The sequence below is a fragment of the Micromonospora sp. DH14 genome (assembly GCF_029809455.1).
In the GTDB taxonomy this organism is placed as follows: domain Bacteria; phylum Actinomycetota; class Actinomycetes; order Mycobacteriales; family Micromonosporaceae; genus Micromonospora; species Micromonospora parva.
Genome location: NZ_JARVKT010000003.1, coordinates 257317 through 283150 on the forward strand (window position 1 = coordinate 257317; position 25834 = coordinate 283150).

At 72.7% G+C, this 25834-nt stretch carries 21 protein-coding genes and 1 pseudogene; 14 read left to right on the forward strand and 8 right to left on the reverse strand.

What is annotated here, in order from left to right:
- Positions 1-83: 83 nt before the first annotated feature.
- Positions 84-992 (reverse strand): annotated as a pseudogene (locus QCZ28_RS07085) (ABC transporter ATP-binding protein); the annotation flags it as partial.
- A gap of 112 nt (positions 993-1104) precedes the next feature.
- Here QCZ28_RS07085 and QCZ28_RS07090 point away from each other — a divergent pair.
- The gene (locus tag QCZ28_RS07090; RefSeq protein WP_279515782.1) at positions 1105-1935 is read left to right on the forward strand and encodes a TetR family transcriptional regulator; all 831 of its coding nucleotides are present in this window, start codon (positions 1105-1107) and stop codon (positions 1933-1935) included.
- A gap of 57 nt (positions 1936-1992) precedes the next feature.
- Here the strand turns inward: QCZ28_RS07090 and QCZ28_RS07095 are convergent, their stop codons facing one another.
- On the reverse strand, positions 1993-3771 hold the full coding sequence (locus tag QCZ28_RS07095) for an ABC transporter ATP-binding protein (protein WP_279515857.1): 1779 nt from the start codon (positions 3769-3771) through the stop codon (positions 1993-1995).
- A 96-nt stretch (positions 3772-3867) separates the two neighbouring features.
- Between QCZ28_RS07095 and QCZ28_RS07100 the strand changes: the two genes are divergently transcribed.
- Both QCZ28_RS07100 and QCZ28_RS07105 read left to right on the forward strand, forming a co-directional pair.
- Entirely contained in the window at positions 3868-4299 is a 432-nt protein-coding gene (locus QCZ28_RS07100) for a MarR family winged helix-turn-helix transcriptional regulator (RefSeq protein ID WP_279515783.1), read from the forward strand.
- A gap of 143 nt (positions 4300-4442) precedes the next feature.
- Positions 4443-6227 (forward strand): N-acetylglutaminylglutamine amidotransferase, encoded by a 1785-nt coding sequence (locus QCZ28_RS07105; protein WP_279515784.1) that lies wholly within the window; start codon positions 4443-4445, stop codon positions 6225-6227.
- 29 nt (positions 6228-6256) lie between these two features.
- Here QCZ28_RS07105 and QCZ28_RS07110 read toward each other — a convergent pair whose 3' ends face one another.
- The 3 genes from QCZ28_RS07110 to QCZ28_RS07120 form a co-directional block, all read right to left on the reverse strand.
- Entirely contained in the window at positions 6257-7390 is a 1134-nt protein-coding gene (locus tag QCZ28_RS07110) for a glutamate--cysteine ligase (RefSeq protein WP_279515785.1), read from the reverse strand.
- Positions 7391-7463: 73 nt separating this feature from the next.
- Positions 7464-8672: an RNA polymerase sigma factor gene (locus tag QCZ28_RS07115; protein WP_279515786.1), complete on the reverse strand. Its 1209-nt coding sequence runs from the start codon at positions 8670-8672 to the stop codon at positions 7464-7466.
- Between the two features lie 2 nt (positions 8673-8674).
- Entirely contained in the window at positions 8675-9034 is a 360-nt protein-coding gene (locus QCZ28_RS07120; protein ID WP_279515787.1) for a YciI family protein, read from the reverse strand.
- Between the two features lie 276 nt (positions 9035-9310).
- Between QCZ28_RS07120 and QCZ28_RS07125 the strand changes: the two genes are divergently transcribed.
- Positions 9311-10633: an FAD-dependent oxidoreductase gene (locus QCZ28_RS07125; RefSeq protein WP_279515788.1), complete on the forward strand. Its 1323-nt coding sequence runs from the start codon at positions 9311-9313 to the stop codon at positions 10631-10633.
- A 115-nt stretch (positions 10634-10748) separates the two neighbouring features.
- Here QCZ28_RS07125 and QCZ28_RS07130 read toward each other — a convergent pair whose 3' ends face one another.
- On the reverse strand, positions 10749-13382 hold the full coding sequence (locus tag QCZ28_RS07130) for a discoidin domain-containing protein (protein ID WP_279515789.1): 2634 nt from the start codon (positions 13380-13382) through the stop codon (positions 10749-10751).
- 229 nt (positions 13383-13611) lie between these two features.
- Positions 13612-14811 carry an ROK family transcriptional regulator gene (locus tag QCZ28_RS07135; RefSeq protein WP_279515790.1) on the reverse strand — a complete coding sequence of 400 codons (1200 nt, stop codon included), beginning with the start codon at positions 14809-14811 and terminating at the stop codon, positions 13612-13614.
- Between the two features lie 236 nt (positions 14812-15047).
- Here QCZ28_RS07135 and QCZ28_RS07140 point away from each other — a divergent pair, with 236 nt between their 5' ends.
- From QCZ28_RS07140 to QCZ28_RS07160, 5 genes are all read left to right on the forward strand, one after another.
- Positions 15048-16346, forward strand: a complete 1299-nt coding sequence (locus QCZ28_RS07140) for a sugar ABC transporter substrate-binding protein (protein WP_279515791.1) — start codon at positions 15048-15050, stop codon at positions 16344-16346.
- Between the two features lie 70 nt (positions 16347-16416).
- The gene (locus QCZ28_RS07145) at positions 16417-17409 is read left to right on the forward strand and encodes a sugar ABC transporter permease (protein WP_279515792.1); all 993 of its coding nucleotides are present in this window, start codon (positions 16417-16419) and stop codon (positions 17407-17409) included.
- On the forward strand, positions 17402-18241 hold the full coding sequence (locus tag QCZ28_RS07150) for a carbohydrate ABC transporter permease (RefSeq protein ID WP_279515793.1): 840 nt from the start codon (positions 17402-17404) through the stop codon (positions 18239-18241). Before QCZ28_RS07145 ends, QCZ28_RS07150 begins: the two co-directional genes overlap by 8 nt.
- Before the next feature lie 29 nt (positions 18242-18270).
- Entirely contained in the window at positions 18271-19647 is a 1377-nt protein-coding gene (locus QCZ28_RS07155) for a GH1 family beta-glucosidase (protein WP_279515794.1), read from the forward strand.
- Between the two features lie 110 nt (positions 19648-19757).
- Positions 19758-20426, forward strand: a complete 669-nt coding sequence (locus QCZ28_RS07160) for a TMEM175 family protein (RefSeq protein ID WP_279515795.1) — start codon at positions 19758-19760, stop codon at positions 20424-20426.
- Here QCZ28_RS07160 and QCZ28_RS07165 read toward each other — a convergent pair.
- The gene (locus QCZ28_RS07165) at positions 20413-21039 is read right to left on the reverse strand and encodes a nucleotidyltransferase family protein (protein ID WP_279515796.1); all 627 of its coding nucleotides are present in this window, start codon (positions 21037-21039) and stop codon (positions 20413-20415) included. The genes QCZ28_RS07160 and QCZ28_RS07165 overlap by 14 nt on opposite strands.
- Before the next feature lie 123 nt (positions 21040-21162).
- Here QCZ28_RS07165 and QCZ28_RS07170 point away from each other — a divergent pair, with 123 nt between their 5' ends.
- From QCZ28_RS07170 to QCZ28_RS07190, 5 genes are read left to right on the forward strand one after another with little or no spacing between them, the layout of a single operon-like run.
- A complete protein-coding gene (locus QCZ28_RS07170) occupies positions 21163-21657 on the forward strand; it encodes a 2Fe-2S iron-sulfur cluster-binding protein (RefSeq protein ID WP_279515858.1) in 495 nt (164 codons plus the stop codon).
- A complete protein-coding gene (locus QCZ28_RS07175; protein ID WP_279515797.1) occupies positions 21654-22637 on the forward strand; it encodes a xanthine dehydrogenase family protein subunit M in 984 nt (327 codons plus the stop codon). The genes QCZ28_RS07170 and QCZ28_RS07175 overlap by 4 nt, the downstream gene beginning before the upstream one ends.
- Complete coding sequence (locus QCZ28_RS07180) at positions 22634-24718, forward strand: xanthine dehydrogenase family protein molybdopterin-binding subunit (RefSeq protein WP_279515798.1); 2085 nt, start codon at positions 22634-22636, stop codon at positions 24716-24718. The genes QCZ28_RS07175 and QCZ28_RS07180 overlap by 4 nt, the downstream gene beginning before the upstream one ends.
- A gap of 28 nt (positions 24719-24746) precedes the next feature.
- Positions 24747-25112 carry a metalloregulator ArsR/SmtB family transcription factor gene (locus QCZ28_RS07185; RefSeq protein WP_030327423.1) on the forward strand — a complete coding sequence of 122 codons (366 nt, stop codon included), beginning with the start codon at positions 24747-24749 and terminating at the stop codon, positions 25110-25112.
- Positions 25112-25753, forward strand: coding sequence for an SRPBCC family protein (locus QCZ28_RS07190; RefSeq protein WP_279515799.1), 642 nt, complete (start codon positions 25112-25114; stop codon positions 25751-25753). Before QCZ28_RS07185 ends, QCZ28_RS07190 begins: the two co-directional genes overlap by 1 nt.
- Positions 25754-25834 lie beyond the last annotated feature (81 nt).

Here is a 25834-nt window from a genome sequence, read left to right on the forward strand (position 1 = left end):
CCCTGCCGGGCTTCAGCGGGCGCATCGGCGTCCGAGGCCCCAGCGTCCGGAGCGTCCGAGGCCCCAGCGGCGGGACCGCCCGAGGCACCGGCGTCCGAGGCGGCGGCGGCCGGGTCGTCGCCGTAGTGGCGCAGGAAGAGCTGTTCCAGGGTGGGTGGCGTGCTGGTCAGCGCGCGGACGCCGAAGCCGATGAGGTGCCCGAGCAGTTCGTCGAGGTGGGCGGGCTCCACTTCCAGGTGGGTGCGGCCGTCGACCTCGTGCACGTCGTGCACGCCGGGGAGCGCGTCCAGGCCGGTGACCGGGCGGGCGGTCTCGACGGTCACCGCCGTGCGGGTGAGGTGGCGCAGCTCGGTGAGGGTGCCGGATTCGACGGTGCGGCCCTCGCGGATGATGCTGACCCGGTCGCAGAGCGCCTCGACCTCGGCGAGCACGTGACTGGACAGCAGCACGGTGGCGCCGGCCTGCTTGACCCGCCGGACCTCGTCCTGGAACACCGCCTCCATCAGGGGGTCGAGACCGGAGGTCGGTTCGTCGAGCACGTACAGCTCCACCGGGGAGGAGAAGGCGGCGACGATGGCGACCTTCTGCCGGTTGCCCTTGGAGTAGGTGCGGCAGCGGCGGGTCGGGTCCAGGTCGAAGCGGTGCAGCAACTCGTCGCGGCGGCGCCGGTCGAGGCCGCCGCGCAGCTGACCGAGCAGGTCGATGGCTTCCCCGCCGGTGAGGTTGGGCCAGAGGCTGACGTCTCCCGGCACGTACGCCAGCCGGCGGTGCAGGCGGACCGCGTCGCGCCACGGGTCGGCGCCGAGCACCTGCGCTTCGCCGGAGTCGCGGCGGAGCAGCCCGAGCAGGATGCGGATGGTGGTGGACTTTCCCGAGCCGTTGGGGCCGAGGAAGCCGTGCACCTCCCCCCGCTCGACGTGCAGGTCCAGCCCGTCGAGCGCCCGGATGGCGCCGAACGTCTTGACCAGGTTGCCGATGGAGATGACGGGCATGGCCCCTCCTGCCGTTGACTGCTTCGTCGACCGCCCTCACTGTACTGACCGTTGGTCAGTGGAATCAACGGTGATAGTGCCCACCGGTCAGGACGTCGCTAGGCTGGCCGGCATGACCGCCGATCCCGCGGACGACACCCGCACCCGGATCCTGCGCGCCGCGCTCGACCTGTTCGCCGAACACGGCTACCAGCGCACCTCGCTGCGTCAGATCGGCGAGCGGTTACGGCTCACCAAGACCGCGATCCTGTACCACTTCCCGGCCAAGGAGCATCTGCTCGCCGCCCTGATCGAGCCACTGCTGGCCGACCTGGAGAGGTTGCTCGACGCCGCCCAGGGACAGCCGACCGACCAGGCCCGGTGGATGGTGCTGGAGGGCTGGGTGGACGTCATGCTCGCCCACCGCCGGCCACTCGGCATGCTCTTCCACGACATCGCACTGGTCGGCCGGGGCGACACGTACCACCGGCTGATGGTGATCGCGATGCGGGCCAACGACCTCATCGCGGGGCCGGACGCCGGACGTCGGGAGCGGGTCCGGGCGGTGCAGGCGGTGGCAGCCTGCAGCGATCCGATCGTCTTCTTCACCGACGTGTCGGACGAGGTGCTGCGCGCCGACATGCTCGACGGCGTACGCCGCCTGCTCGTCACGCCGACCCCGACGGACGGGGCGCTGACGGGCGCGACCCCGACAGGCGCGACCTCGACGGGCGCGACCCGGACGGACGGGCCGCCGGCGGACGCGGCAGCGGTTCTCGGGGGCCCGCCGGCCGTGTCCCCCGGCGGCGGCCGGCGGCGGCCGGGACGACCTCCGGCGCTGGGTCGGGAGCAGGTCGAGGCGGCCCGGCGGATGCACGAGGCGGGCACGCATTCGGTGGACGCCATCGCCACCGCGCTGGGTGTCTCGCGGGCCACCGTCTACCGGCACCTGACCGCGCCATAACGAGACAGTTCCAAGAACATTTTGAGATTGTTGTGAGCCGGGCCCGGCCGGCAGGTGTCAGGCCGCCAGGGTGGCGTAGCGGCCGTTGCGGTCCAGCAGGCTGTCGTGGGTGCCGGCCTCGACGATCCGGCCGTGGTCGAGCACCGCGATCTGGTCGGCGTCGCGGATCGTGGAGAGCCGGTGCGCGATGGTGATCGTGGTGCGGCCCCGGGCGAGCACGTCGAACGCCCGCTGCACGGCGCGTTCGGTCTCGGTGTCCAACGCGCTGGTGGCCTCGTCGAGGACCAGGACGCGCGGGTCCCGCAGCAGCGTCCGGGCGATGGCCAGGCGCTGCTTCTCGCCGCCGGAGAACCGGTGCCCGCGCGAGCCGACCATGGTGTCGTACCCGTCGGGCAGCCCGGCGATCAGGTCGTGGATCTGGGCGGCGCGGGTCGCGTCCTCGATCTCGGCGTCGGTGGCGTCCGGGCGGGCGTAGCGCAGGTTCTCCCGCACCGTGGCGTGCAGCAGGTACGTCTCCTGGCTGACCACGCCGACGATCGCGGCCAGGTCGGCCAGGCGCAGGTCGCGCAGGTCGACGCCGTCGACGGTGATCCGGCCGGCGGTCGGGTCGTGCAGCCGGCTGACCAGCCCGGCGAGGGTGCTCTTGCCGGAGCCGGTCTCGCCGACCAGGGCGAGGCTGGTGCCGGCGGGCACGTCCAGGGTGATCCCGGCGAGGGCGGCGGTGTCGCTGCCCGGGTAGCCGAAGGTGACGTCCTCCAGGCGCAGGTGACCGCGCACCCGGGCCGGGTCGAGGCGGACCGGGTCGGCGGGGTCGGCCACGTCGACCGGCAGGTCCAGGTATTCGAAGATCCGGGCGAACAGCGCCAGCGACGCGGTGAGCGAGACGCCCACGTTGAGCAGGCCCATCAGCGGGCGGAACAGGCCGCCCTGCAGGGCGGTGAAGGCGACCAGGGTGCCGATGCTCAGCGTCCCGGCGGTGCCGGGCAGCCCGGCGGCGAGGTAGATGACCGCCGGTACGGCGGCGAAGATGATGCTCATCGAGGCCATCCGCCAGCGGCCGGCCAGCTCACTGCGCAGTTCCAGGTCGACCAGTCGCTGCGACGAGGCGGTGAACCGGTCGATCAGCGCGGGGCCGGTGCCGAGGGTCTTGGCCAGGTGCACCCCGCTGACCGAGAGCCCTTCCTCGACGGTGACGTTGAGGTCGGCGAGTTCGCGTTGCCGCTGGGCGGTGATCTCGCGACGCATCCGGGCGACCCGACGGGTCAGCCAGATGGCCGGCGGCAGCACCACGAGCGAGACCAGGGAGAGCTGCCAGGAGAGCGCGACCATGGCGACGGCGGTGGCGACCACCGTGGTGAGGTTGGCCGCGACGGCGGTGGCGGTGGAGGTGACCACCGACTGCATGCCGCCGATGTCGTTGGTGATGCGGGACTGCACCTCGCCGGTGCGGGTGCGGGTGAAGAAGCCCAGCGACTGGCGCTGGAGGTGGCTGAAGACGTCGGTGCGCAGCCGGTGCATGACCCGTTGGCCGACCTGGGTGGAGATCCAGGTCTGCACGACGCCGAGGGCGGAGGTGACCGCCGCGACGGCGACCATGCCGAGGACCAGCCAGACCAGCAGCGTCACGTCGCCCTGCGGCAGGGCCCGGTCGATCACGGCACGCAGCAGGAACGGTGAGGCCATCGCGATGATCGAGGAGACCACGATGATCGCGGTGACGGCGGCCAGCGCGGGCCGGTGGGGGGTGAACAGGCGGCCGATGCGGCGCAGGGAGACCTGACGGGCCTGCGTCTTCTCTTCGGCGCTGACGGTGCGGTGGCCGCGGTCGCGGCCCATCGGGGTGGGTTCCAAGGGGCACTGCCTTTCGTCGGCGATATTGCTGAGGTTACCTCATCATGAGGGAGCAACCACATCTCCTGCTACCGTATTCCGGTGACCGAGCACACCGCCGACAGCGCCGACGACGAGAGCCTGGCGGAGACGTTCTGGGCGGTGGCGTCCCGGCTGCGCCGGCAGGCCCGGGACTCGCTGGCACCCTGGGACATCACCCCCAGCCAGTCCCGGGCGCTGCGCGTGCTGACCCGGCACGGCGAGGTGCGCCCCGGCACCCTCGCCGAGCACCTGCGCATCGCGCCGCGCTCGGCGACCGAGGTCGTCGACGACCTGCAGACCCGTGGCCTGGTCGAGCGTCGGCCCGACCCGGCCGACCGGCGGGCGACCCTGGTCGCGCTCACCGAGGAGGGCGACCGGGTCAGCACCGCCATCCGGGCCGCCCGCCGGGCCGAGGCCGACCGTTTCTTCGGCCACCTCAACGACAGCGACCGCGACGAGCTGGCCCGCATCCTGCGCACCCTGCTCGACTGAGCCGCGCGCGGGATCACCTGCGGGTTTGCCCGCCCGGTGCGCGGGTAGCCAGCGGCCCCGTTCCCACCGGGCCCCGCCACCACCAGTCGGGGAGACCTGACAGGAGGGGCCATGTCTGCCCTGGACCAGCACCGCAACGCCTGATGTGCGGGATCAGCGGGGAGGCGCGATTCGACGGCCGCTCGCCCGACGCGGCGGCGGTCACCCGGATGACCGAGGCGATGCGCTCCCGCGGTCCGGACGACGAGGGCCTGTTCGCCGACGGCTGGGTGACCCTCGGGCACCGCCGGCTGACCATCATCGACCTGTCCGACGCCGGCGGGCAGCCGATGGTCCGCGACGACCTGGGCCTGGCGCTGGTCTTCAACGGCTGCATCTACAACTACCCGCAGCTGCGCGAGGAGTTGCAGAACGCCGGGTACGCCTTTCACTCCACCAGCGACACCGAGGTGATCCTGGTGGCGTACGCGCACTGGGGTGAACGTTTCGTCGACCACCTGGTCGGCATGTTCGCGATCGGGCTGGTCGACCGGGCCCGGCGGCGGCTGATCCTGGCCCGCGACCGGCTCGGCATCAAACCGCTCTACCTCGCCGAGACACCGGGGCGGCTCCGGTTCGCCTCCACCCTGCCCGCGCTGCTGGCCGCCGGTGACGTGGACACCGGCATCGACCCGGTGGCGCTGCACCACTACCTGTCCTGGCACTCCATCGTGCCCGCTCCGCGCACCGTGCTGCGCGGCGTGCGCAAGCTGCCGCCGGCCACAGTGCGGGTCATCGAGGCGGACGGACGCAGCCGCGAGGAGGTCTACTGGCGGCCCGACTACGTGCGCGAGCCCGCCGACGCGGGGATGGACGCCGCAGACTGGCGGACCGCGATCGGCGACGCGTTGCGCGCGGCGGTACGCCGACGCCTGGTCGCCGACGTGCCGGTGGGGGTGCTGCTGTCCGGCGGACTGGACTCCAGCCTCATCGTGGCGCTGCTCGCCGAGGCCGGCCAGCGGCACCTGCGCACGTTCAGCATCGGCTTCGACAGCCACGGCGGCGAGTCCGGCGACGAGTTCCACTACTCGGACCTGGTGGCCCGCGCGTTCGACACCGACCACCACCGGATCCGACTGGCCGACGGCGACCTGGTGCCCGCCGTCCGACGGGCCGTGCTGGCGATGACCGAGCCGATGGGCAGCCACGACGTGGTCGCCTTCCACCTGCTCTCCGAACAGGTGGCGCAACACGTGAAGGTGGCCCAGTCGGGGCAGGGGGCCGACGAGGTGTTCGCCGGCTACGGCTACCACCAGCCACTGGTCGACGCGCCCCGGCACGGTGCCGCCGAGACGTTCGCCGCGGCGTTCTTCGACCGCGACCACGACGAGCTGCGCCGCATCGTCGGCCCGGCGTACGCGCTGGAGCAGGACGCCAGCCGGGACCTGCTCACCGGGCACCTCGGCGCGCCCGGGGCGCAGACCGCGCTGGACGCCGTGCTGCGCCTGGACACCCACCTGATGCTCCCCGACGACCCGGTCAAGCGGGTGGACAGCATGAGCATGGCGTGGGGGCTGGAGGTGCGTACACCCTTCCTCGACCAGGATCTGGTTACCCTGGCCGCGCACTGCCCACCGGAGCACAAGGTCGCCCAGGGCGGCAAGGGCGTGCTCAAGGAGGTGGCCCGGGAGGTGCTGCCCGCCGAGGTGATCGACCGGCCCAAGGGCTACTTTCCGGTGCCGGCGCTGCGCAACGTGGACGGCCCGGTGCGCGAGATGGTCGCCGAGGCGTTGCAGGCGCCGGTCGCCCGCGAGCGGGGACTGTTCCGCCCGGAGTACGTGGCTCATCTGCTCGCCGAGCCGGACCGGGCGCAGGCGGCGGCCGGCAGCAACAAGCTGTGGCAGCTCGGCCTGCTGGAGCTGTGGCTGCAGACGCACGGGATCACTTGAACCGTCGTCCCGCCGCCCTGGGCGGGCGGTCAGCTGGCGGCGGTGCGGCTGATCAGGTCGTCGAGGACCAGGCGCAGGTCCCCGTCGCGCTCCAGCACCTGCCGCTGCCGGGTCGCGCCGGTGCCGTCCCGGCGGAGCCGGGCGAGCTGCGCCAACACGTACCCCAGGTCGCCGTGGCGCAGCAGAGCCGGCGCGATCACCGCCATCAGTTCGTCGACGAGCGCCCAGGCCGGGCGGGTGCCGCCGGCCCGCAGGTCGATCAGCTCGCCGTCGAGGCCGTCGTGGGCCGCTCGCCAGTGCGCCGCGGCGACCAGGCAGTCCCGGACGTTCGGAGCGTCGACCCCGGCGCGGACGTCGTCGGCGAGGGTGGCCACCAGGGACCGGACCAGCGCGGCGACCAGCACCGCGTCGTCCACCTCGGTGCAGACGTCGCCGACCCGCACCTCCACCGTGGGGTACGCCGACGACGGCCGGGCGTACCAGTAGACCATCCCCGCGTCGAGCATGATGCCGGCGGCGATCAGCTCGTCGACGGTGCGGTCGTAGTCGGCGGCGGAGTCGAAGTACGGCGTCGGGCCGATGCTGGGCCACCGCTCCAACTGCATGGAGCGCCAGCTGGCGTGCCCGGTGTCGTACCCGTCGTGCAGCGGGGAGTTGGTGGTGATCGCCTGCACCACCGGCAGCCACACCCGCAGATGGTTGCAGACCTGCACGGCCAGTTCCCGGTCGGGCAGCCCCACGTGCACGTGGCAGCCGCACACCGCCGGGTCGTGCGCCACCGGCCCGTACCGGCGGGACATCGCGTGGTAGCGCGGTTCGTCGGGGACGGTCCGGTGCGGTTCGGCCACCGGGGTGGCGCCGACCGCCACCAGTCGGGCCCCGGCCGCCGTGGCGGCCTCGGCGGCGGAGCGGCGCAGCGCCACCAGGTGCGCGCGCAGCTCGGTGAGGTCGGCGCAGACCGGGGTGACCATCTCCACCATGCTGTGCCGGAACTCCTGGCGGCTCTGGTCGCGGGCGGTGCCGCTCAGCGCGGCGAGCACCCGGTCGGCGACCGGCAGGTTCCGGCCGCTGTCCGGGTCGAGCAGCAGGTACTCCTCCTCCACGCCGAGCGTGAGGGTGGACAGGTCGGGCGCGGTGTCGACGGCGGTCGGACGGTAGGCCATGACCCCTCCCCATCCCCTGCTGCGGCCGGCCGGTGCGTCGGGGTTCCCGACCACCTCTGCGGCAAACGCCCCGTCAGGGCGTCGCCAGGGCCGTCGCGCGGGCGGTGAGAAAGGCCCGTTCCGCCGCGTTGTCCGTCAGGGCGACGGCTGTCCGGTACGCCTCGACGGCCTCCCCGCCCCGGCCGAGGCGCGCCAGCAGGTCGGCGCGGACCACGTGGTAGACGTGGAAGCCGGGAAGATCGAGGCGGTCCACCTCGGCCAGCGCCACCGCCGCACCGGCCACCTCGGCGAGCGCGACGGCCCTGTTCAGCGCCACCACCGGGCCGGGGGCGACCGCCGTGAGCTGGTCGTACAGCGCAAGGATCTGCGCCCAGTCGGTGACGGCGGCGCGCCCCGCGGCGCTGTGCACGGCGGCGATCGCGGCCTGGATCTGGTACGGCCCGGGCCGGTCGCGGCGCAGGCAGCGGCGGACCAGCGCCTGCCCCTCGGCGATCAGCCCGGTGTCCCACCGGCCGCGGTCCTGGCGGGGCAGCGGCACCAGGTCGCCGGTGGCGGTGGTCCGCGCCCCACGGCGGGACTCGGTGAGCAGCATCAGGGCGAGCAGGCCGATCGCCTCCGGCTCGTCGGGCATCAGGGCGACCAGCAACCGGGCCAGCCGGATCGCCTCGGCGCACAGCTCGACGCGGACCAGGTGCGGGCCGGCGCTGGCCGTGTACCCCTCGTTGAAGATCAGGTAGAGCACCGCGAGGACGCCGTGCAGCCGGTCGGGCAGATCGGCGTCGCGGGGCACCCGGTACGGGATCCCCGCGTTGCGGATCTTCGACTTGGCGCGGACCAGCCGCTGCGCCATCGTCGGCTCCGGCACGAGGAAGGCGCGGGCGATCTCGGCGGTGCTCAGGCCGCCGAGCAGTCGCAGGGTGAGCGCGACCCGAGCGTTCGGGGCGAGCGCCGGATGGCAGCAGGTGAAGATCAGCCGCAGCTGGTCGTCGCGCACAGGTCCCTCCTCGACGGGTGGGTCGGCGGCGAACAGCAGGGCCGCCTCGGCGTGCCGGTGCGCCCGGGACGCCTCCCGACGCCGCCGGTCGATGGCCCGGTTGCGGGCGGTGGTGATGATCCACCCGGCCGGGCTGGGTGGTGGGCCGTTTCGCGCCCACCGGCGCACCGCGATGACGAAGGCCTCCTGGACGGCCTCCTCGGCGAGGTCGATGTCGCCGAGGAGGCGGACCAGGACGGCGACCGCGCGGCCGTACTCCGCGCGGAACACCGCCCCCACGTCGGACACGGTCAGTCGCCGGCCCCGCCCTGGAAGGGGCGCACCTCGACCGGCAGGGTGGTCGCCAGCGCGTAGCGGCGACCCCAGTCCAGCGCGGCGTCCAGGTCCGGCACGTCGATGATGGTGATGCCGCCCAGGTACTCCTTGCCCTCCACGAACGGTCCGTCGGTGACCAGCACCTCGCCGCCCTCGCGGGCGCGCAGCACGGTGGCGCTCTCCGGGCCGTGCAGGCCCTGCCCGAACACCCACGACCCGGTGGAGGCCAACTCGTCGCGGAAACCGGCGAGCTGGCGCATCACCCCGGCCAGGAACTCCGGGTCCGGTGGCAGCTCGCCCTGGGGCTGGTGAAGGCTGAGCAGGTACAACGTCATCGTTCCTCCTCGCGGGGCGGCCGGCCGCTCGCCGACCTCTCATCCTCCATACGATCGGCCGCCGTCCCAATCGACAGGTCGGCAGAAGATTCTCGGCACCCGAACCGAACCCGGCGGTGATGCGCCCTTTGCTCTGCACCTGCGGAGGCGACGGGGGCGCGGGCCGGGTGTCGCATCGGTGGGTGCAGAGCAAAGGACGAAGGACAGGGGTCGCGTCCGCCGATGCCGGGACCGGAGCGACAGTCATAGCGACGACAGTTGTGGGTAGACCCCGGCGTGGCTGACGCCTTGCGGGTGGTCGTGGTCGGCGCCGGTTTCTCCGGGCTCGCCGCCGCGCTGGCACTCACCCGTGCCGGCGCCCAGGTGCGACTGCTGGAGGCCCGCGACCGGGTCGGCGGTCGGGTGTTGACCCGTTGGCTGCCCGACGTCACCCAACTCGACCTGGGCGCGCAGTGGATCGGCCCGACGCAGGACCGGATGTACGCACTGGTCGCCGAGCACGGGCTGACCACGTTCGCGTCGGCGGCGTTCGGCGCGCCCACGGTGCTCTGGGCCGGCGAGCGCCGAGCCGAGCCGCCGGCGCAGGCTGCCCGGGTCCTCGGCCTGCTCGACGAGTACGCCGCCCGGCTGGACCCGGCCGCGCCCTGGCAGGCGCCGGAGGCCGGGCAGTGGGACCGGACGGTCCTCGGCGGCTGGCTGCGTGCCACCGCCGGGGACGACGACACCGCCGACTACCTGGGGCGGGTGCTCGCCGGCGGGCTGCTGGCCACCGGCGCGGACGAGGTGTCGTTGTTGCACCTGCTGTTCTACCTGCGCAGCGGCGGCGGGACCGGGCCGCTGCTGGGGATGGCGGGCGGCGCGCAGCAGGACCGGATCGTGGGCGGCCCGCCGGCGCTGGCCGAACGGATGGCCGCCGCCCTGCCGCCGGGAGTGCTGACCTTGGCCACACCGGTGCGGGCCGTCGAACAGAACGTCGACGGGGTGACGGCGTGGACCGACACCGGGCGCGTGGACGGCGACTTCCTGGTGGTCGCGCTGCCCCCGACGCTGGCGGGCCGGATCTGGTACGCCCCGCCGCTGCCCGCGCAGCGCGACGGGTTGACCCAGCGGATGCCGATGGGTTCGGCGCTGAAGGTGCACGCCGTCTACCCGGAGCCGTTCTGGCGCGCCGACGGGTTCTCCGGGGTGTCCACCAGCACCACCGGTCCGCTCACCGAGACGGTCGACAACTCCACGCCGACCTCGCCGCTCGGGGTGTTGACCGGGTTCAGCTACGCCTCGGACGCCGCGGTGCTGCGCGAGATGTCACCCGAGCAGCGTCGCCGGTGCCTGTTGGACGCGTTCGCCGCGGTGCTCGGGCCACGCGCCGGTGACCCCGTCGACCTCGTCGAGTACGACTGGACGACCCAGGAGTGGACGCGGGGCTGCTTCTGCGGCGCGCTCACTCCCGGCGCCTGGAGCGCGTACGGCCCGCGGCTGCGGGCGCCGGTGGGCCGGGTGCACTGGGCGGGTACCGAGACGGCGACCCGGTGGACCGGCTACCTGGAGGGCGCGGTGCGCGCCGGTGAGCGGGCGGCCGCCGAGGTGCTGGCCGGCTGAGCGGCGGGCGCGACCGTGGCCGGCCCGGTCTCGGCGGGACCGGGCCGGCCTCGGCCCACGGTGCGACCCGGCCGACCCGGTCCGTCAGACGTCCGGGCCGGCGCGGGCGCCCGGGTCAGGGGTAGGTGGTCAGGTACACCGTCTGGTTGGCCGCGTTCGCGGTGCCACCGGCGTTGTTGATCACCCGGTTGATGGTGCCGACGCCACCGAGCGAGACGGTGACCATGTTCGTGAAGCGCACGTTCGGGTTGGTGGGCACCTCGAAGGACCGTTCCTCGACCACCGCGGGGTTGACGTTGAAGTAGCTGTAGCTGCCCAGCCCGAACGCCTGGTGACTGGTCACCGATTCGGCGACCTTGTACGCGGCGTAGCCCCGGGTCGACCCGTTCATCCAGGCCGCCTGGTTCGGCACGTCGTAGGGCAGCTCGTTCTGGTAGAAGTACGTCCGGCCACCGTTGCCGTTCCAGATGGTCTGGTACTTCTGGTAGTGCTCGACGAAGAGGCCGTACATGGTGACGTTGTCGCCGTTGACGGTGAGCCCGGTGTCGGCGGTGTTCAGCGTCCACCCGGTCGGTACGCCGCTGGCGGCGTGGTCGGCCCGCCACAGCCACATGTGGTCGCCGATCACGTTGTCGCTGTTGACGGTCAGCGTGTTGGTGGCCCGGCCGACGTGCGGCCCGCCGATGCGGAAGAACACGTCGTGCAGCGACGTCGGGTTCGTGGCGTGGCTCGCGGACGAACCGGCCGGCCCGACCTCCATCAGCACCGGCGAGTTCGTCGTGCCGGCCTCGAACATGATGCCGGCGACCTTGACGCCGTCCACATCGGCCACCCGCATGCCCACCGCGCCGTTGTCGGCCTGGATGGTGGCCAGGCCGAGTCCGAGGATCACCGTGTCGGCCCGGTTGACCTGGATCGGCTCGGTGACGTGGTGCACGCCCGGGGTGAAGAGCAGGTGCCGTCCCTGGGCGAGGGCGGCGTTGATGGTGGCGGCGCTGGTGCCGGGTTGGACCACGAAGAACTGCGACAGCGAGATCGACGAGCCGGCCGGGGTCTTGTTGTACCAGCTGGTGCCGGTGGAGTTGGTGCGCAGCGCGGGCACGAAGACCCGGTACTCGCCGGTGCCGTCGACGTAGAGGAACGGCTTCTCCCGGACCTGCGGGGTCTGCCCGATGACGGTGTGCGACGGGTTGGGGAAGCTCGGCGCCGGGGCGCCGACGACGCCCTGGAAGACCATGTTCCACACCGAGCCGGTCCAGCCGTTGCCGAACTCGCTGTTGCGGGAGTACCACTGCTGCTGCGAGCCGGAGACGACCAGGCCGTCGATGCGGGTGTCGGCCAGCAGGCCGCCGCTGGACCAGCCGTCGCCGCCGTTCCAGAGCTGGATCTGGTTCTGCGCACCACGAAGGTGCATCCGCCGGTACGGCGCGGCCTGCGACACCGCCCACCGCTCGACGGTCTGCCCGGCGGGCAGGGTGACGGAGAGGTTCTCGGCGGCCCGCCAGAAGTTCTGGGTGGCGTTGCCGCCGAACCAGAACGCCTCGGTGCGGACGTGGCCGTTGAGGTTGACGTCGTCGGGGCTCAGGCCGAGGCCGGCGACCTGGGTGAAGAAGCCGAGGTTGACGTCGGCGGTGTAGGTGCCGGGCTTGAACAGCACCGCGTAGCGCTGCGGGCCGAACTGGTTGGTCTCCTGCTGGGTGAAGAGGGTGTTGAGGCGACTCTGGATGGTCGACGTCGGCGTGCTCGGGTCGAAGACGAAGGTGTTCGGGCCGAGGTTGGGGTTGTACGGGTCGGTCGTGCCGACCGGCGGCTCGCTGCTGCCCCCGCCGGTGGTGTTCACGGCCAGCTCCCACAGCGAGTAGCCGTAGGCGGTGCCCCGGGCGGTTCCGTACATCCGCAGGTAGCGACCGCTGCCGCTGACGGTGAGCGACTGCGTGCCGCCGGTGGCGGTGGTGGTGGAGTAGATGGTGGTCCAGGTGGCCCCGTCGGTCGAGGTCTGGAGCTGGAAGGCCCGGGCGTACGCGGCCTCCCAGGTGAGCACCACCCGGCAGATGGTGCGGGTGCTGCCGAGGTCGACGCGCAGCCACTGCGGGTCGCTGGCGGCGCTGGCCCAGCGGGTGCCCGGGTTGCCGTCGACCGCCGCGGACGCGGCGAGGCCGGCGTCCTGGGTGGACGAGGCGGTCGCCGGGCTGCCCTGTGCGACGTTGGTGCTGCCGCAGGTGGGGGTGCTGCCGCCGCTCTCGCCGTACACCTGGAACTCCCACAGCGAGTAGCCGTAGCCGGTGCCCCGGGCGGTGCCGTTCATCCGCACGTAGCGGCCGGCGCCGGTGACGGTGAGGTTCTGGGTGCCGCCGGTGCCGGTGGTGGTGGAGTAGATCGTCGTCCAGGTGGCCCCGTCGTCGGAGGTCTGGAGTTGGAAGGCCCGGCCGTAGGCGCCCTCCCAGAGCAGGTTGACCTGGCTGATGGTGGCCCGCGCGCCCAGGTCGACCTGGAGCCACTGCGGGTCGCTGAACGCGCTGGCCCAGCGGGTGCCGGTGTTGCCGTCGACGGCGGCGGAGGCCGGGGTGCCGGCGTTCTCGGTGGACGAGGCGGTGGCGGGGCGGCCCTGGGACAGCAGGGTGGGCGCGGCCTGCGCGGGGGCGCCGGCCACGGCCGGGGTGAGCGCCGCGACCAGGGCCACGGTGAGCCCGACGAGCAGGTGTCGAACGACCCGGGGACGCGGGCGTACGGATGTAGCACGAGATGTCATGACATCGCCTGTCGCTAGGGGGTTACGGGTTGCCACGCGGAGGGGATCGGGCGCGCCCGTAGCGCCGTGGATGGTGTCGCCGCCGACGCGACACCGAGGGAGGAGAGCGCTCTCGTAGGAGTGTTGCGGCGAGATTGCGACGACGTCAAGACATCGATCTATAACTTCGTTATTTATCCCGAGGATTCTTTTTGGGTAATTTGCTGGCCGCCCGCGCCGTCGTCCCCGCTCAGCGGCGGACGCCACCTTCGGTGAGGAAGCGGGCGATCGGGAGGGTGGCCGCACCCAGCGCCACCGCGTCCACCCCGAGCCGGCACAGCTCGATCGACGCCTGCTCGTACGGCTGGCGCAGCGCCTGCCGGCCGGCGGCCTCCCGGACGGCCGGCAGCAGGTCACCGAGGGCCATCGCCGCCCAGCCGCCGAGCACCACCCGCTCCGGATTGAACAGGTTGATCAGGTTGGCCACACCCGCGCCCAGGTAACCGGCGGTGTCGTCGAGGACCCGTCGGGCGGTGGCCGAGGTCGACGCGGCGGCGACCAGCGCGGCGAGCTGGGACTCCTCGTCCTCGCCCGGAACGGCGCGACCCCGACGCGCCTCGCGGTAGCGGTCGATGATCGCCTCCGCACCCACGTACGCCTCCAGGCAGCCGCGCGCGCCGCACCGGCAGGCCCGGCCGCCGTACACCAGGGTGGTGTGCCCCCACTCCCCCGCGCTGCTGGACGCCCCCCGGTAGGTGACGCCGTTGGTCACCACCGACGCGCCCACCCCGGAGCCGACCAGCGCGAAGACGGCGTGCCGGGCGCCCCGACCGGCACCGAACCACATCTCGGCCTGACCGAGGGTCTTCGCGCCGTTGTCGATGTGCAGCGGCACGTCGGTGCCGGCGCCGATCAGGCGCTCCAGCGGCACCCGGTCCCAGCCGAGGGCCTGGGCGTGCACCACGGCCTCGGCACCCTGCTCGACCACGCCCGAGACGCCGATCCCGACGCCGAGCACGTCGGCGGGGGCCACCCCGGCCTGGCCGGTCAGCGCGCCGATGCCGGCCAGCACGTGCCCGGCTACCAGGTCGGGTTCGGTGCGGGCCGGGTCGAGCGGGTACTCGACGCTGGCCAGCAGGGTCATCGCGAAGTCGAACAGCTCCATCCGGACCCGCGTCTCGCCGACGTCCACGCCGACCACGAAGGCGAAGCGGGGCTCGATCCGCAGCAGCATGCTGGGCCGGCCGCCGTCGGACTCGGCGGCCCCGGCCTCGGCGACGAGCCCTTCGTCGATCATGTCGGCCACCACGTTGCTGACCGCCGGCTGGCTCAGCCCGGTGCTGCGCACCAGGTCCTGCCGGGTGAGCGGGCCGTCCAGGAAGAGCTTGGTCAGCAGGGCGGACCGGTTGCGCAGCCGCACGCTGCGGTTGGTGGCACGCACCAGCTCCACTCGTCACCTCGTTCCCGTCGGCCGTTCGAGGCGACTGTAACCGCCTCGTGCTTGACGACCCACCGGCCAGCAACTTTAATGACGACATAAATTAAGCCGTGATTTAACTCCCGGGAAACGCCGACGGACCCCGACGGCGCACCCCCGAAACCCTGCCCGCAGCCGGCCCCCGCCGCCCGACCCCTATCGGCGACGAAGGCCAGCGGACCCCCACCACGCACCGGAAGGGCTGACCCGTGTCGAGACGACACCTCGGGATATTCACCGCCGCCGTACTGGCCGCCGCCTCGCTGACCGCCTGCGGCGGCTCCGGCGACGACTCCGCCGCGTCGCCCAAGACGCTCACCTACTGGGCCAGCAACCAGGGCGCCAGCCTGGAGGCCGACAAGACCATCCTCCAGCCCGAGCTGGACAAGTTCGAGAAGCAGACCGGCATCAAGGTCACCGTCGAGGTGGTCCCCTGGTCGGACCTGCTCAACCGGCTGCTCGCGGCCGCCGCCTCCGGCAAGGGCCCGGACGTGGTCAACATCGGCAACACCTGGTCGGCGTCGTTGCAGGCCACCGGCGCGCTCGTCGAGTTCGACGACGCCACCCTGCAGGCCGTCGGCGGCAAGGACCGGATCGTGCCCGCCGCGCTCGCCGCCGCCGGCGCGCCCGGCAAGCCGCCGGCCGCCGTGCCGCTCTACAGCATGGCCTACAGCCTGTACTACAACAAGAAGTCGTTCGCCGACGCCGGCATCACCGCGCCGCCGACCACCTGGGAGCAGCTCGCCGAGTACGGCAAGAAGCTCAGCACCGGCGGCAAGTGGGGCCTGGCGATCGAAGGGGCCAACCCGTCGGAGAACGCGCACCACGCCTTCACCTTCAGCCAGCAGTACGGCGGCGAGTGGTTCGACTCGGCCGGCAAGCCGACCTTCGACACCCCGCAGAACGTCTCGGCCATCAAGCGGTACATCGACTTCATGGCCGCTGACAAGATCACCAACCCGAGCAACGCCGAGTACGCGCAGAACCAGTCGGTCTCCGACTTCGCCAACGGCAAGGCCGCCATGCTGCTGTGGCAGTCCGCCGGGTCGAACCTGAAGACGCAGAACATGCCCGCCGACGCGTACGGGGTGGCCCCGGTGCCGTTCCTGGCCAACCCGCCGGCCGGCGGCAAGAAGGTCAACAGCATGGTCGCCGGGATCAACATGGCGGTCTTCAAGCACACCAAGAACAAGGACGGCGCGCTGAGCTTCGTGAAGTTCATGACCAGCGACGAGGAGCAGACGATCCTCAACAAGACGTACGGCTCGCTGCCGGCGGTGAAGACCGCCGCCTCCGACCCGGCGTTCGGCGCCACCGAGCAGAAGACCATCCAGGAGACGCTGGTCACCACCGCGGCCCCACTGCCGCAGGTGCCCGACGAGAGCACCTTCGAGACCCTGGTCGGCACCGCGATGAAGGAGCTGTTCGCCGACGCGGCCAGCGGCAAGCCGGTCACCGAGGAGTCGGTGAAGGCGAAGCTGACCGACGCGCAGCAGAAGATGCGCTGACCCAGGCGGCACCGGTGGCCGTGGTCGGGCGCTGAGCCCGGCCACGGCCACCGCCTCCGAGAGGACCCCGATGGCAACCAGCACCACCGCGCCGGACGCCGACCGGCGCGAACCCCGGGCCGGGTCGCCGGCCCGGGGGCCGGCCCGCCGGCCCCGCGGCCCGCGCCGCTCGCTCCTGCCGTACCTTCTGCTCGCACCGGCCGTCGTGCTGGAACTCGCCATCCACGTGATCCCGATGGTGGTCGGTGTCTGGATGAGCCTGCTGGAGCTGACCCAGTTCCACATCCGCGACTGGTCCACCGCGCCCTTCGTCGGGCTGGAGAACTACCGGGCGACGCTCGACCTGAACAGCGCCGCCGGCAAGGAACTGCTGCACTCGTTCTGGGTCACCCTGGCCTACAGCCTGCTCTCGGTCGGGTTCGCCTGGCTGCTCGGCATCTCCGCGGCGGTCGTGCTGCAACGGCCGTTCCGGGGCCGGGCGATCCTGCGGGCGCTGTTCCTCACCCCGTACGCGCTGCCGGTCTACGCCGCCGTCATCACCTGGAGCTTCCTGCTGCAACGCGACACCGGCCTGGTCAACCACGTCCTCGTGGACCAGCTCGGGCTGATGAACGACCGGCCGTTCTGGTTGATCGGCGACAACAGCTTCTGGTCTCTGCTGGTCGTGTCCGTCTGGCGCAACTGGCCGTTCGCGTTCCTGTGCCTGATGGCCGGGCTGCAGAACGTGCCCGGCGAGCTGTACGAGGCCGCCGCGATCGACGGCGCGGGCTTCTGGCGCCGGCTGCGCTCGGTCACCCTGCCGATGCTGCGGCCGGTCAACCTGGTGCTGCTGCTGGTGCTGTTCCTGTGGACGTTCAACGACTTCAACACCCCGTTCGTGCTCTTCGGCGGCTCCGCGCCGGAGCAGGCCGACCTCATCTCCATCCACATCTACCGCAGCTCCTTCAAGACCTGGGACTTCGGCTCCGGGTCGGCGATGTCGGTGGCGCTGCTGCTGTTCCTGCTGATCGTCTCGGCCGCGTACCTGCTGATCACCAACCGTCGGAGGGACGACCATGCGTGAGACCGCCGGTGAGCGCTGGGGCCGGCGCGTCGTGCTGACCCTGCTCGCCCTCTTCGTCGTCATCCCGCTCTACGTGATGGTCACCTCGGCGGCGAAGCCGTTGCAGGACGTGCAGAACGGCTTCACCTGGTGGCCCAGCCGGCCCACTGTGCAACCGTTCATCGACATGTGGAGCACCGTGCCGCTGGCCCGGTACCTGGTGAACAGCCTGGTGGTGTCGAGCATCGCGGCGATCTGCTCGGTGGCGGTGGCCATCTTCGCCGCGTTCGCGGTGAGCCGGTACCGGTTCCGCGGTCGGGGTGTCTTCTCGGTGACGGTGCTGTCCACCCAGATGTTCCCCGGCATCCTGTTCCTGCTGCCGCTGTTCCTCATCTACGTCAACCTGGGCAACGCCACCGGCATCGAGCTGTACGCCAGCCGTACCGGCCTGGTCATCACGTACCTGACCTTCTCGCTGCCGTTCTCGATCTGGATGCTGGTCGGCTACTTCGACTCGATCCCCCGGGGTCTGGACGAGGCGGCACAGGTCGACGGCGCCGGCCCGCTGCGCACCCTGTTCCAGGTCATCCTGCCGGCCGCCGTGCCCGGCGTCGTCGCGGTCACCGTGTACGCGTTCATGACCGCGTGGGGTGAGGTGCTCTTCGCGTCGGTGATGACCGACGAGGGCAGCCGCACGCTGGCCGTCGGCCTGCAGGGCTACTCCACCCAGTTCAACGTGTACTGGAACCAGATCATGGCCGCCTCGCTGGTGGTCAGCGTCCCGGTCGTCGTCGGGTTCCTGGCCCTGCAGCGGTACTTCGTCGCCGGTCTCACCGCCGGCGCGGTCAAGTGAACCACCCCAACCCAGAGGAGAACCGACCCGTGCCCGACCTGTCCAAGCTGCCACCCGACTTCCTCTGGGGTGTCGCCACGGCGGCGTACCAGATCGAGGGGGCCGTCGACGTCGACGGCCGGGCACCGTCCATCTGGGACACGTTCTCGGCGTCTCCCGGCAACGTCGACAACGGCGACACCGGCGCGGTGGCGTGCGACCACTACCACCGGTGGCCGGAGGACCTGGCGCTGCTGCGCCGCCTCGGCGTGGACGCGTACCGTTTCTCGGTGGCCTGGCCCCGGGTCATGCCCGACGGTGTCGGGCGGGTCAACCCCGCCGGGCTGGACTTCTACGACCGGCTCGTCGACACGCTGCTCGCCGACGGGGTTCGGCCGTTCGTCACCCTCTACCACTGGGATCTGCCGCAGGTTCTCCAGGACTCCGGCGGTTGGCCGCAGCGCGCCACCGCCGAGGCGTTCGCCGACTACGCGGCGGTGGTGGCCGGTCGCCTCGGTGACCGGGTGGCCGACTGGTGCACTGTCAACGAGCCGCTCTGCGTGTGCTGGATCGGGCACCTGGAGGGCACCATGGCCCCCGGCGAGCGGGACCTGACCCGCGCGGTGCACGCCTCGCACCACGTGCTGCTGGGGCACGGCCTGGCCACCCAGGCGATCCGCGCCAACGCCGCCCGGCCGGCCTCGGTGGGCCTGGTGCTCAACCTCAGCCCGATCGAGGCGGCGACCGACCGACCCGAGGACGTCGCGGCGGCCCGCCGGGCCGACGGGCACGTCAACAGGTGGTGGTTGGACCCGATCCACGGGCGGGGCTACCCCGCCGACATGGTCGCCACCTACGGCGTCGAGCCGCCGGTACGCGGCGACGACCTGGCGACGATCGCCACGCCGACGGACTTCCTCGGGGTGAACTACTACTTCCGGCAGTTGGTGGTCGACGACCCGACCGGCCCGGCGCCGTACGCCCGGCAGGTGCCGGTGCCCGGCTCGGTGCAGACCGCGATGGGCTGGGAGATGTACCCGGCGGGGCTGGAGCGGCTGCTGGTCGACGTGCACGAGGAGTACCGGCCGGGCCGGATCATCGTCACCGAGAGCGGCTCGGCGTGGCCGGACGAGGTCACCGCGGAGGGCACCGTCGAGGACAAGGAGCGCACCGACCACCTGGAGCAGCACCTGGCGGCGTGCGCGTCCGCGGTGGCCCGGGGTGTTCCGCTGGACGGCTACTTCGTCTGGTCGCTGCTGGACAACTTCGAGTGGGCGTACGGCTATGACAAGCGCTTCGGGCTGGTGCACGTCGACTACGCCACCCAGCGCCGGACGGTGAAGGCGAGCGGTCTGCGCTACGCCGAGCTGATCCGCGCCCACCAGCGGCTCGCCCGGGCGACCGGCAGCGCGGCACCGGTGGCCTGACCACCGGCGGTACGGGAACGGCCGCTCGGGTGTCCAACCCGGGCGGCCGTTCGCGTACCGATCGGCCGAAATCGCCGCCGGCCGCGTTGCCCAGTGGCTAGCCTGCGGCAATGTCCGCAGCACCCGACGAGGTCGAGCAGCCCGGTCCCCGGGGGCGGGTCTCCCCGACCGACCGGATGACGGCGTTCAGCGACGGTGTCTTCGCCATCGTCATCACGCTGCTGGTCATCGAGTTGCGGGTGCCGGAATACCACGAGGGCGAGCTGCTCACCGGTCTGCTCGGTGAGGGCGCCTCCTACCTGGCCTTCGTGGTGTCGTTCGTCTACATCGGGGTGCTCTGGCTCAACCACCACGCGCTGCTGCGGCTGATCCGCGGCACCACCCTCGCGTTGAGCTGGATCAACCTCGCCGTGCTGTTCGGCGCGGTGATCATTCCCTTCCCCACGGCGGTGCTGGCGTCGGCGTTCACCCACGGCGACACCGACGACCAACGCGCTGCCGTCGCCCTGTACGCCCTGGCCGCGGCCCTGATGTCGGCCCCCTGGCTGGTGTTCTTCGGCTACCTGCACCGGCACCCGGCGCTGCTGGACCGTCGGGTCACCCCCGGGTACGTGCGGACGCAGCGGCTGCGGCCGATCACCGGCCTGATCCTGTACGGGCTCAGCGGTCTGCTCGGCTGGTTCGTCAGTCCGGTGCTCGGCCTGATCGGCGTCATCGCCATGATCGCCTATCACGCGGTCACCAGCGAGGGGCTGCCCCGCTGGCTCACCCGTCGCTGACCGGCCGACGCGGTCCCCGGTGTGCGGCCGGCCCCGGTGCCGGCCGGGGTGTCAGTCGGCGCAGGTCGGCCGGGGTGTCCACGTCGACCGGGGAGCCGACGTCGTCGCAGGGCACCTCGACCACCAGATCGGGTCGGTCGCGCAGCAGGTCGCGGGCGCCCCGGTCGCCGACGGCGTACCCGCCCAGCAGCGGCCAGGTCGGCCGGGCCAGCAGGATCGGGTGCCCGGGGCGGCCGGCGTAGGTGGCGACCGCGACGACCGCGCCGTCGGCGTACGCCGCGCGCACCCGGCGCACCGCGACCGGGCTGAGCAGCGGCTGGTCGACGAGGACCACGACGGTGGCCGGCACGTGGGCCGGCAGCGAGGCCAGGCCCCGCAGCAGCGACGACCCCAGCCCGTCGGCCCAGCGGTCGTGCCGGACCGGCACCGCGCCGGGCAGGTCGGGCACCTCGTCGGCGCCCGCGCCGAGCACCACGTGCACGGGTGCGCAGCCGCCGTCGGCGAGCAGCCGGACCGCGCGCCGCACCAGCGTTTCGCCGTCCAGTTCGACGAGCGCCTTCGGCCGGCCGTAGCGCCGGCCGGCGCCGGCGGCCAGCAGCAGTCCGGCGGTCACCGTCACCTCCCGTACGAACGGCTTTGCGTTATTCGCCCTGAGATATACCGACAAAGCTAGTCTGGGCCGGTGCAGGGCGGAGCGGAGAACACGACGACGATCGACGAGCGGCACTCGTCCCTGGTGACGGTCGAAGTCAACGGCGTGTCCCGCGAGGTCACCCTGGACAACCGCACCACACTGCTCGACACGCTGCGCGAGCACCTCGACCTGACCGGGGCGAAGAAGGGCTGCGACCACGGCCAGTGCGGCTCCTGCACGGTGCTGCTGGACGGCCGCCGGGTGCAGAGCTGCCTGATCTTCGCGGTCACCGTGGACGGCCGGTCGGTGGTGACCGTCGAAGGGCTGGCCGGGCCGGACGAGCTGTCCCCGTTGCAGGTCGCCTTCATCGCGCACGACGCGTTCCAGTGCGGCTACTGCACCCCCGGGCAGCTCTGCTCCGCCCGCGGCATGCTCGACGAGGTGTCCCAGGGTTGGCCCAGCGCCGTCACCGGCGACCTGAGCACGCCCGCCGCGTTGACCGACGCGGAGATCCGCGAGCGGATGGCCGGCAACCTGTGCCGCTGCGCGGCGTACCCGCACATCGTGGCGGCCGTGCGTGAGGCGGCGGCGTCGTGAGGGCGTTCCGTTACCACCGGCCCACCGACGTGGCCGAGGCGGTCGCCGTGCTGGGGGCCGAACCGCAGGCCGCCTACCTGGGCGGCGGCACCAACCTGGTGGACCTGATGAAGCTCGGGGTGCAGCGCCCCGACGTGCTGGTGGACGTGACCCGGCTGCCGCTGGACACCGTCGAGGAGCTGCCCGACGGCGGGCTGCGGATCGGCGCGACAGTCCGCAACAGCGACCTGGCGGCCCACCCGGTGGTGCGCCGCGACTACCCGGTGCTGGCCCGTGCCCTGCTCGCCGCCGCCTCCGGGCAGCTGCGCAACATGGCCACCACCGGCGGCAACCTGTTGCAGCGCACCCGCTGCGTCTACTTCCAGGACACCGGCAAGGCGTGCAACAAGCGGGAGCCGGGCAGCGGTTGCGCCGCCCTGCACGGGCAGAACCGCGACCTGGCGGTGCTGGACTGGTCCGAGCAGTGCGTGGCCACCCACCCGTCGGACCTGGCCGTCGCGCTGGCCGCCCTCGACACGGTGGTGGAGGTGCACGAGTCCGACGGCGCCCGCGACATTCCGATCGCCGACCTCTACCGCTCCCCCGGCACCCACCCGGAGCGGGAGACCACCCTCGCCCGGGGCGCGCTGATCACCGCCGTCCGGGTCCCGCCGCTGCCGGCCGCGCGCCGCTCGACGTACCTCAAGGTGCGCGACCGGGCCTCGTTCGCCTTCGCCGCCGGGTCGGTGGCCGCGGTGCTGGACCTCGACGGGGACGTGGTCCGCGACGTGCGTCTGGCGTACGGGGCGGTGGCGCACCGGCCGTGGCGGGCGTACCGGGCCGAGGAGGAACTGCGCGGCCGCCCGTTCAGCCCGGAGCTGGCGGCACGCGCCGCGGACGCGGAGCTGGCCGAGGCGCGCCCGCTGCGGCACAACGGCTTCAAGCTGCCGCTGACCCGGGCCATCACCGTGCGGGCGCTCACCGAGTTGGCGTCGTCGTGAGCACCGTCGGCCAGGCGTACCCCCGGCTGGAGGGCCGCGAGAAGGTCACCGGGACGGCCCGGTACGCGGTGGAGTACCCGGTGGACGGGGTCACCTACGGCTGGGCGGTGCCGTCGACGGTGGTGCGGGGCCGGATCACCCGGGTCGACACCACGCAGGCGTTGGCGTCGCCCGGCGTGCTGGCCGTGCTGCACCACGGCAACGCGCCCCGGATCGCCCCCGGCCAGCAGCCGGAGCTGTGGCTGTTGCAGGAACCGCTGGTGCACTACCGGGGGCAGTACGTCGCGGTGGTGGTGGCCACCAGCCTGGAGGCGGCCCGCGAGGGCGCCCGGCTCGTCCGCATCGACTACGACACCGGCCCGCACAGCACTGTCCTCACCGACGACCACCCGGGCCTGTACAAGCCGGACCACGTCAATCCCAGTTACCCGACGGACACCGCCGAGGGTGACTTCGACGCCGGGTACGCGGCGGCCCCGGTACGGGTGGACGCCACGTACCGGACTCCGGCGTACCACAACAACCCGATGGAGCCGCACGCCACGACGGCACAGTGGCACGACGGGCAGCTGCTGGTGCACGACTCCAACCAGGGCGCGTCGTCGGTCCAGGCCACCCTCGCCGAGCTGTTCGAGCTGCCCCCTGAGTCGGTCCGGGTCGTCGCGCAGCACGTCGGCGGCGGCTTCGGCAGCAAGGGGTACGCCAAGGCCGCGGTGGTGCTCGCCGCCCTCGCCGCCCGACACGTGGACCGCCCGGTGAAGCTGGCGCTGACCCGCCAGCAACTGTTCGGGCCGATCGGTTACCGCACCCCCACCATCCAGCGGGTCCGCCTCGCCGCCGACACCGACGGCCGGCTCACCGCCATCTGCCACGACGCGATCAGCCAGACCTCGACCATCCACGAGTTCGCCGAGCAGACCGCCGTCTACACCCGCAGCATGTACGCCGCGCCGCACCGCCGCACCACGCACCGGCTGGCCCGCCTCGACGTGCCCACGCCGTTCTGGATGCGCGCCCCCGGCGAGTGCCCCGGCGCGTACGCCCTGGAGTCGGCGATGGACGAGCTGGCCGTCGCCGTCGGCATCGACCCGGTGGAGCTGCGCATCCGCAACGACACCGACATCGACCCCGACCAGGGGCAGCCGTTCACCAGCCGCAACCTGGTGGCCTGCCTGCGCGAGGGGGCACAACGCTTCGGTTGGGCCGGCCGTGATCCGTCTCCCCGGGCCCGGCGCGACGGGCGTTGGTTGATCGGCACGGGGGTGGCCGGATCGAGCTACCCGGCCCGGGCCCGGCCATCCTCGGCGACGGCCACCGCCCGGCCCGACGGGAGCTTCCTGGTGCGGGTCAACGCCACCGACATCGGCACCGGCGCGCGGACGGCGATCTGGCAGGTGGCCGCCGACGCGCTCGGGGTGCCTCCCGAGCAAGTGGAGATCCACATCGGGGACAGCGCCCTGCCGACCGCCCCGTTGGCCGGGGGGTCGATGGGGACCTCCAGCTGGAGCTGGGCGGTGATCCGGGCCGCTCAGGCGCTGCGCGAGAAGCTGCGCGACGGCGGGCCGCCGGCCGACGAGGTGACCGCCGAGGCGGACACCGCCGAGGAGGTGGGCGGTCAGCCGACGCGACCCCGGTACGCGTACGGGGCGCAGTTCGTCGAGGTGCGGGTCGACGCGGACACCGGCGAGGTGCGGCTGAACCGTATGCTCGGCGTGTTCGCGGCGGGGCGGGTGGTGAACCCGACGACGGCGCGCAGCCAGCTCATCGGCGGCATGACGATGGGGCTGTCGATGGCGCTGCACGAGGAGGGCCTGCTCGACGAGCGGTACGGCGACTGGGTCAACCACGACCTGGCCACCTACCACATCACCGGTTGCGCGGATGTGGAGTCCATCGAGGCGTACTGGCTGGACGAGCGGGACGACGAGCTGAACCCGGCCGGGGTGAAGGGCATCGGCGAGATCGGCATCGTCGGGGCCGCGGCGGCGGTGGCCAACGCGGTGCACCACGCGACCGGCGTCCGGATCCGGGAGCTGCCGATCCGGCTCGACAAGCTCGTCGGAGTATCGGGTTTGGCTTAAATAAGCCGTCAGTGATACAACTGTCGTCGTGCACGCCTTCGACGTGCTGGGCGATCCGGTCCGGCGCCGCATCCTGGAGCTGCTCGCCGACGGCGAGCAGCCCGCCGGCGCGGTCAGCGCGGTCATCCGCGAGGAGTTCGGCATCTCCCAGCCCGCCGTGTCCCAGCACCTCAAGGTGTTGCGCGACAACGGTTTCGCCACGGTGCGGGCGCAGGGCACCCGGCGGCTCTACGCGGTCGACCCGCGCCCACTGCGCGAGGTCGACGGCTGGCTGGAGCACTTCCGCCGGTTCTGGACCCCACCCCTGGCGGCACTCGCCACCGAGCTGGCCCGGGGCCGACGTGAGCGTCGCCTCCGTGGGCCCGCCGACCCATCCGACGAGAGGAACACCTGATGTTCGACGCCACCGAGCAGATCAACGCCGTCCAACGCACCGTCGGCAGCCGCACCCTGGAAGCCGGCGAGGCCCGGGTCACCACGATCAGCCAGACCTACCAGGCGACGGCCGAGGACCTGTGGGACGCCTGCACCAGCGCCGAGCGCATCCCGCGCTGGTTCCTGCCGATCTCCGGCGACCTGCGGCTGGGCGGCACGTACCAGCTCGAGGGCAACGCGAACGGCACCGTCGAAAGCTGCGAGCCGCCGCACCGCTTCACCGCCACCTGGGAGATGGGCGGCGAGGTGAGCTGGATCGAGGTACGGATCACCCCGGTCGACGGCGATCGGGCCCGGCTCGACCTGGACCACATCGCGCACGTCGACCAGGACCGGTGGGCCCAGTTCGGCCCCGGCGCGGTCGGTGTCGGGTGGGACCTGGGGCTGCTCGGCCTCGCCTCGCACCTGGCCGGCGACGGCAGCGGGATCACCCCGGAGCAGGGCGCGGAGTGGACCGCCTCCGACGAGGGACGGCGGGCCATGGAGCTGAGCAGCCACCTGTGGTGCGAGGCGAGCATCGCCGCCGGCACCGACGCAGACGAGGCGAAGGCCGCCGCGGAGCGCACCACCGCCTTCTACACCGGCACCCCGGCGGCCTGACCGCGGGGCGGGACGGCGGCACGGCAACGTCGGGGACGGCGGTCTGACCGCACGGCGCGACGGCGGCGCGGCAGTCGGGGC